Genomic DNA, 6,092 nt, shown 5'->3' with positions numbered 1-6,092 from the left:
CATGGAAGCGCCACCACGACGGAGGCAGTCCGTCGCGCGATCCAGCTACGTGAAGAGAGCGTAAGGGCGCTGGCCCGGCGCTACGGCGTCAGTCCGACGACGGTGCAGAAGTGGCGCAAACGGGCGACGACGGCGGATGCCCGGATGGGACCCAAAGAGCCGCGCTCCACCGTGCTCACGCTCGAGGAGGAGGCGATCATCGTCGCTTTCCGACGGCACACGCTGCTCCCGCTCGACGACTGCCTCTATGGTCTGCAACCGACGATCCCGCACCTGACCCGGTCCTCGCTGCATCGCTGTCTGGAACGGCACGGCATCAGCCGATTGCCCGAGATCGACGGCGACAAACCCAAGAAGCAGCGCTTTGCGAGTTACGCCATCGGCTACGTCCACATCGACATCGCCGAGGTCAGCACCGCTGAGGGCAAGCTCAGGCTGTTCGTGGCCATCGACCGAACCAGCAAATTCGTCTTCGTGCGGCTGGTCGAGAGCGCCGGCAAGATGGAAGCCGCTCAGTTCCTCCGCGACTTCATCGAAGCGGTGCCTTACCGCATCCACACTGTGCTCACGGACAACGGCATTCAGTTCACGTCACGCCAGCGGGATATCTACGACAGTCAGCACATCTTCGATCGTGTATGCGACGAGCATAACATCGAGCACCGTCTGACCAAGGTGAACCACCCTTGGACCAACGGGCAAGTCGAACGAATGAACCGTACGATCAAAGACGCGACGGTCAAACGCTACCACTACGACAGCCATGCTCAGCTGCGAACGCATCTGCATCTGTTCATCGATGCCTACAACTATGCCCGCAGGCTCAAGACGCTGCGCGGCTTGACGCCCACCGAGTTCATCCTGAACGCCTGGACGAAAGAGCCCGATCGCTTCAGGCTCGATCCGTCACACCTCATCCCGGGACCGTACACCTAGGATCATGCGGATTTTTATCATAGATCAATAGAATATCGGGTGCGCACGACTTTGTGAACGCGAGAACAAATCTTGGTTGCCCGGTGGAGGCCGTTCCAGTCTCCGTGAGCCGGCTTTCGGTGGGGGGATACCCGCGCGTCGTAGCGGCGGTGCAGCGCCTTGCGTCGGAGACAATGGCGGCCGTGCGGCTCCGCTGTCGGGTCGATCCGCAATTCGTCCGTGCATCGCTGCTCGGCGCCGTCTAGAACAAAGAATGAACACGTCGGGGCCGCGTCCTCACCGTGCGGCATCCCGTACTCAATTCCGTCGGCCCGACGCGACGGCCGGCGTGAGGGAAAGGCTCGACGATGGCATTCAAGACGAAATCCGCGGCTGAGACGAAGGCCGCCGACTTGGCCTCCGCCCTGATCCGGGTCGCCGATCGGGAAGGCGCGCCGCTGAACATTGGCGTGGACTCGCTTCGACAGAGCAATCCGCGCCTGACGCCGTTGGCGATCGGCCAGACGTTCCGCAAGCATCGGGACAGCCTCGACGCGGCGCTGGCCGAGCGCGGCTACGTCCTCGTCGGCTATGCCGACCAGGGCCCGGGCCGGGGCATGGCGTTCGAGATCGGGACGGACGACTGACGGGCACGGCCATCTCGTCCGAGCCCCGACGCAACGTCATGGACCTCGTAATCACCTCTCGACCCGACATGCCCGGGCTCCGACGCCAGCGTTCCAATCCCGGTGACGGGGACGGACCCGGCGCTAGGAGCGGTGCGCTGATGCGCAGCGAGGCGGATCCGTCCCGGGTGTCCGGGTCCGAACCGGCCTAGCCTGCGGGTGGGGTCAGCACGAGCTTGCCCTCGAACGGGGCCTTTTGATTGCGGTTGCTCGTGCAGGCGTAGGTTTCCTCGCCCGCCTTCAGGGTCCGAATGCGCAGGACGCCCTTGCCGTTCTGCTTGACGAGGTATCCCTTCTCGCTCGCCACATGAACGAGGTCTCCATCGGCATGCAGCACATTGGCGTTCTCGAACTGCCCCGGCGCTGTGATGGTGATGGGCTCTGCGGCCCGACTCACGACGTGAATCTCCACGTTCGTGTTGGCCGGCAGCTTCAGTTCCGCCGGCGCACAGACGGGTTTGTCGCCGTCCATCGTGATGGTGAGTTCGACGGGCGGCATCGCGTCGCTCGAGGCCGGCGGCAGCGGCTTGCTCTGGGCAAAGGCCGCGCCCGCGAATGAGGTGGCCACCAACGCACCGAGTCCGAGCACTGCATATCGCATGGATTTGACCTCTACAGATCTGAGTTTGCAGTCTGGGAAGGGCCTGCGGCGGGTCAGGGTTCCTGCACGCGGCGGGTGGCCGCAAGCCTGCCTCATCGCAAGCCCAACCCAACGCATGTGCCCGCAAGGGGCGAGCGACATTGCGTCCGCTTGAGGGGCGCGGGCGCGGTGCCATCTCGGAAAGCGGCACCAAGACGGGCGACATCCGCCCGTCGCTGAGGCATCGACGCCGAAGGCTGCATGGCAACGTACTTCACGGCCGACACACATTTCGGGGATGCCCCCCTTGTCCAGCGGCGGCGCCAGGCGTTCGGGGCGGTGGGGGACCACGACGAGGCCCTGATCGCACGGTGGAATGCGGTCGTCGGGGTGGGCGACGAGATCTGGCACCTCGGCGACTTCGCGGCCGGAGCCAGCCGCGCGCATTGCGCTGCGGTCTTCGCGCGTCTCAACGGCATCAAACGCCTGGTGCGCGGCAACCACGATACCAACCGCGTGCTGGAATTGCCCTGGGCGGAGCCACCCGTGGAAAGTGTTCGCATCACGGTGCCGGATCGTGAGGGACGCGCCTGGCGGCTCTTCCTCTCGCACTATCCGCACCGGTCCTGGCCGGGGTTCTGGCGGGAGACCCGCCACCTGTACGGGCACACCCACGCCTGCCTGCCGGACACGAGTCGCTCCTGCGACGTCGGTGCGGATGCGTGCGACTATCGCCCGGTCGACCTGGCGACGCTCCTCGCCCGCCAGGATGCGGCCGGGCAGGCGCCCGAGGAGATGGCGGCGCGGGGCATGCGCTGAGTTGGCGGAAAGTGCGTCCCCGGAAACTGCGGGCGCTCACGCTTCCGAGAGGGGAGGGGCAATCGCCGATGCCCGACGGCTCCCGTTCACGAGGGCGGCGGCACGAGGCAGATGCGTGGTTCGCGCGCGGGAAGGGTCCTCTGTCACGAGCCTCGAAAGAGCGCTGCGACCCGTCCAGCAGGGCGATCTCGAGGCACCGGGCCTCTGAACACGGGGATATGACGATGCACACGGACGAGACGACGGAGGGCGCGCCGCGCCTCGAACGCAAGGCGGTCGCCGCCGTGGTGCTCGGCAACGCCCTCGAGTTCTACGACTTCACGATCTACGCCTTCTTCGCGAAGCCCATCGGCGAGGCGTTCTTTCCTGCGCAGAACGCCACCGACAGCCTGCTCGCCTCCCTCGCCCTGTTCGGCATCGGTTACGTCATGCGGCCCATCGGCGGCGTCCTCATCGGAGCCTTCGCGGACCGGGCCGGGCGCAAGCCCGCCATGCTGATCACCATCGCGCTGATGGCCATCGGCATGGTGATGCTGGCGGCCGCCCCTGGCTACGCCACCCTGGGGGGCTGGTCGCAGGGCATCGTCATCGTGGGCCGGCTCGTACAGGGGCTCGCCCTCGGGGGCGAGGTCGGCCCCTCGACCGCCTACCTCCTCGAGGCCGCGCCCCCGAAGCAACGCGGCTTCGTAGCAAGTTGGCAGATCGCCAGCCAGGGCTGCGCCGCGCTGATCGCCGGCCTCGTCGCCTCGGCTCTGACCTACGCGGTCGGAGATGACGCGATGGCGAACTGGGGCTGGCGGGTGATGTTCGCGCTCGGCATCGGCGTCGTCCCCGTCGGCCTGATCATCCGCAGCCACCTGCCCGAGACGGCGGGCGAGCGGGCCGACCCGGCCGCGGCCGACTCGACCCTCGCGGTGGTCCGGCGCCTGGTTCGCGAGCACGGCCGGATGCTGTTCCTGACCTTCCTCATCATCGCGGCCTCCACCGTCTCGAACGCGGTGGGCACCAACATGCCCGTCTACGCCCAGGCGACCCTCGGGCTCACCGAAACGATCTCCACCGCCGTGCCGATCGCCCTCGGCCTCGCCTCCATCGCCTTCCCGCTCCTCGGCGGCTGGCTCGCCGACCGGTTCGGCCGGCGCGTGGTGATGATCTGGCCCCGCGCCCTCATCGTGGTTCTGACCGTGCCCGCCTTCGCCTGGCTCGTGCGCGCGCCGACCGGCCCTTCGGTCTATGCCGTGACCTTCCTGCTGTCGGCCCTGTCCTCGATCAACGCGGCGGCGATCATCGTGGCGATCCCCGAATCCCTGCCGCGGGCGGTGCGCAGCGCCGGCCTCTCCATCGTCTACGCCGTCTCGGTTTCGGTCTTCGGCGGCAGCACGAACTACGTCGTGAACAAGTTGATCGCCCTGTCGGGCGACAAGCTGGCCCCGGCCTACTACCTCGTGGCCTTCAGCATCGTGGGTACGGTCGCGGCGCTGCTCATGCCTGAGACCCGTGGCCGGGATCTCGGGGCGGAGGCGCGACGGAGTTCAGACCGGCCGTGACGGGCAGACCGAGCGATCGCGAGATCGTCCGTTCCGACCGGAATCGCGGTGGCGACGCCCGCGGTGACGGCAAGGCCGTAACGATACCCCGTGAGCCGCGATCGTCTGGGCAGGCGGTCAAGTCTTCTGCGTGCGGGCGTCCGCGGCGGAATGGATCCGGACAAATGGGTTTGGGCCGGAAGCCCATTCGTAGCGTCCGATGCCGCAACGGCGAGGGACCCGCCGCGGCCGGGGCCGGGCGGATCCGCGAGGGCAATCCGTGCGATCGGGTCCTACAGGCTCAGGAATGCGTTGGCCGAACCCGCGATCGTGAAGGCGAGGCCGCCGGCGAAGGCACCGATCATGGCGTAGGAGAAGGCTTTCAAGAGCATCAGGTTACCTTTTCCTCTGCATCAGCAACGGTTTCCGCCCGAAGTCTGGCCGTATTGCTGGACCGGAAAGTTCTGCTGGTTGGCATTACCCTCCGCGGCCGAACTCATCGGACAGCTATTGGGGTTCCGCAGGGGCGCGGTGCTGCGCATCTCGAGCGATCCGGTGGTTTCGACGTCGTAGGGCGAGAACACGGTGTAGCGAGAGGGGCTGTCATAGGCCATCGCGGACGAGATCGGAGCAAAGCCAAGGGCAAGTGCGGTGGCGAGAGCAGCGATACGGGTCTTCATTTTTACTGACAAGCTCCTTCAGAGTACAAACCAGATCTAATGGTTCGTTTCTCTCTGTCCGAAGCTAAGATGGGGTGACAATCTCATTCTCGACGTGTCGAGGGACACATAATGAGCCGGATTAAGCTCGAACACGATGATCAACTGCTGGTATTTTCGACGGAATTTCTGGAAATCATCACCTAAATCGTTGTACCAAAAACAGATATACCAGCGTCCGCGAGGTCGGTGAATCCGGCCGTGATCGATGTGTTTCGCTCGGGCGTGCGCCTGCCTGCCGCGGCGCGGCCACGCGTGAGCGGGACAATCGTCGGGCTCTGCCGACTACGGGTGAAGGCGCGAAACTGCGTGAGGGCCGATCGGCGGTACGACGTGCAGTCCGCCCGATGTCAGCGCTCGCCCGGCTCATCGCGGAGGGGGAGCCTCCCCTCGGGCCCGATTCCGCAGCCTCGGCACGCGCCCCTGGTGCGCGTCCCGCTCGCATCGAGGTTGAACCGGCACATGCCGAAGGCGTTGCGTGCCTCAGAATGCGGACGCATCAGGGAGTGGTTCCTCCCGCGCGGCGGCGCCCGACCGGGTTCGGCCGGGGCAGGTCTGAAGCTGGGGCTCGATGGATCGCGAAGCAGTAGGGGCTCGGGTGCTGGAGCTCATGGTCGAGAACACGGAGTTGCGCCTGCAACTGGCCGAAGCGCAGGAGCAATGTATCGAGATGGCCGTGGATGCCGGAGCGCTCCAAGCCGAGATCGATGCGCTGCGCGACGAGGTGGCGAGCCTGCGGGCGGGACGAATGGACCCGCGTTAACGATACGTTAGCCATACGCGTCGCGCTATGTTCGGGCGCCCAGGCGTGACACCCATGCGCCGACATCGAAGTGAAGGAGTTTCC

Annotated in this window: 7 protein-coding genes; 5 read left to right on the top strand and 2 right to left on the bottom strand. The window is 66.2% G+C overall.

The annotated features are described in order from the left end of the window. The coding region (locus tag ACLBWX_RS02020) for an IS481 family transposase (protein WP_447675420.1) at positions 1-936 on the top strand (936 nt) is incomplete at its 5' end. A 347-nt stretch (positions 937-1,283) separates the two neighbouring features. Continuing rightward, the gene (locus tag ACLBWX_RS02015; RefSeq protein WP_447675419.1) at positions 1,284-1,562 is read left to right on the top strand and encodes an adenylosuccinate synthase; all 279 of its coding nucleotides are present in this window, start codon (positions 1,284-1,286) and stop codon (positions 1,560-1,562) included. Positions 1,563-1,749: 187 nt separating this feature from the next. Here the strand turns inward: ACLBWX_RS02015 and ACLBWX_RS02010 are convergent, their stop codons facing one another. Further along, positions 1,750-2,202, bottom strand: coding sequence for an anaerobic typically selenocysteine-containing protein (locus ACLBWX_RS02010; protein WP_447675418.1), 453 nt, complete (start codon positions 2,200-2,202; stop codon positions 1,750-1,752). A 240-nt stretch (positions 2,203-2,442) separates the two neighbouring features. On the opposite strand from ACLBWX_RS02010, the gene ACLBWX_RS02005 reads away from it, so the two are divergent. Both ACLBWX_RS02005 and ACLBWX_RS02000 read left to right on the top strand, forming a co-directional pair. Further along, on the top strand, positions 2,443-3,000 hold the full coding sequence (locus tag ACLBWX_RS02005; protein WP_447675417.1) for a metallophosphoesterase: 558 nt from the start codon (positions 2,443-2,445) through the stop codon (positions 2,998-3,000). Between the two features lie 224 nt (positions 3,001-3,224). Further along, positions 3,225-4,547, top strand: a complete 1,323-nt coding sequence (locus tag ACLBWX_RS02000) for an MFS transporter (RefSeq protein ID WP_447675416.1) — start codon at positions 3,225-3,227, stop codon at positions 4,545-4,547. Between the two features lie 392 nt (positions 4,548-4,939). Here the strand turns inward: ACLBWX_RS02000 and ACLBWX_RS01995 are convergent, their stop codons facing one another. Next, complete coding sequence (locus tag ACLBWX_RS01995; RefSeq protein WP_447675415.1) at positions 4,940-5,206, bottom strand: hypothetical protein; 267 nt, start codon at positions 5,204-5,206, stop codon at positions 4,940-4,942. Between the two features lie 610 nt (positions 5,207-5,816). On the opposite strand from ACLBWX_RS01995, the gene ACLBWX_RS01990 reads away from it, so the two are divergent. Continuing rightward, positions 5,817-6,008, top strand: a complete 192-nt coding sequence (locus tag ACLBWX_RS01990) for a hypothetical protein (protein ID WP_447675414.1) — start codon at positions 5,817-5,819, stop codon at positions 6,006-6,008. Positions 6,009-6,092: the final 84 nt, after the last annotated feature.

It is taken from the genome of Methylobacterium sp. M6A4_1b, from assembly GCF_053345175.1.
This window is presented reverse-complemented; position numbering and strand designations above follow the sequence as displayed.

Bases quoted from the DNA above. Each gene is read 5' to 3' on its own strand.
- ACLBWX_RS02005 (WP_447675417.1), top strand. From the start codon at position 2,443: ATGGCAACGTACTTCACGGCCGACACACATTTCGGGGATGCCCCCCTT.
- ACLBWX_RS02000 (WP_447675416.1), top strand. From the start codon at position 3,225: ATGCACACGGACGAGACGACGGAGGGCGCGCCGCGCCTCGAACGCAAG.
- ACLBWX_RS02015 (WP_447675419.1), top strand. From the start codon at position 1,284: ATGGCATTCAAGACGAAATCCGCGGCTGAGACGAAGGCCGCCGACTTG.
- ACLBWX_RS01990 (WP_447675414.1), top strand. From the start codon at position 5,817: ATGGATCGCGAAGCAGTAGGGGCTCGGGTGCTGGAGCTCATGGTCGAG.
- ACLBWX_RS01995 (WP_447675415.1), bottom strand. From the start codon at position 5,206: ATGAAGACCCGTATCGCTGCTCTCGCCACCGCACTTGCCCTTGGCTTT.
- ACLBWX_RS02010 (WP_447675418.1), bottom strand. From the start codon at position 2,202: ATGCGATATGCAGTGCTCGGACTCGGTGCGTTGGTGGCCACCTCATTC.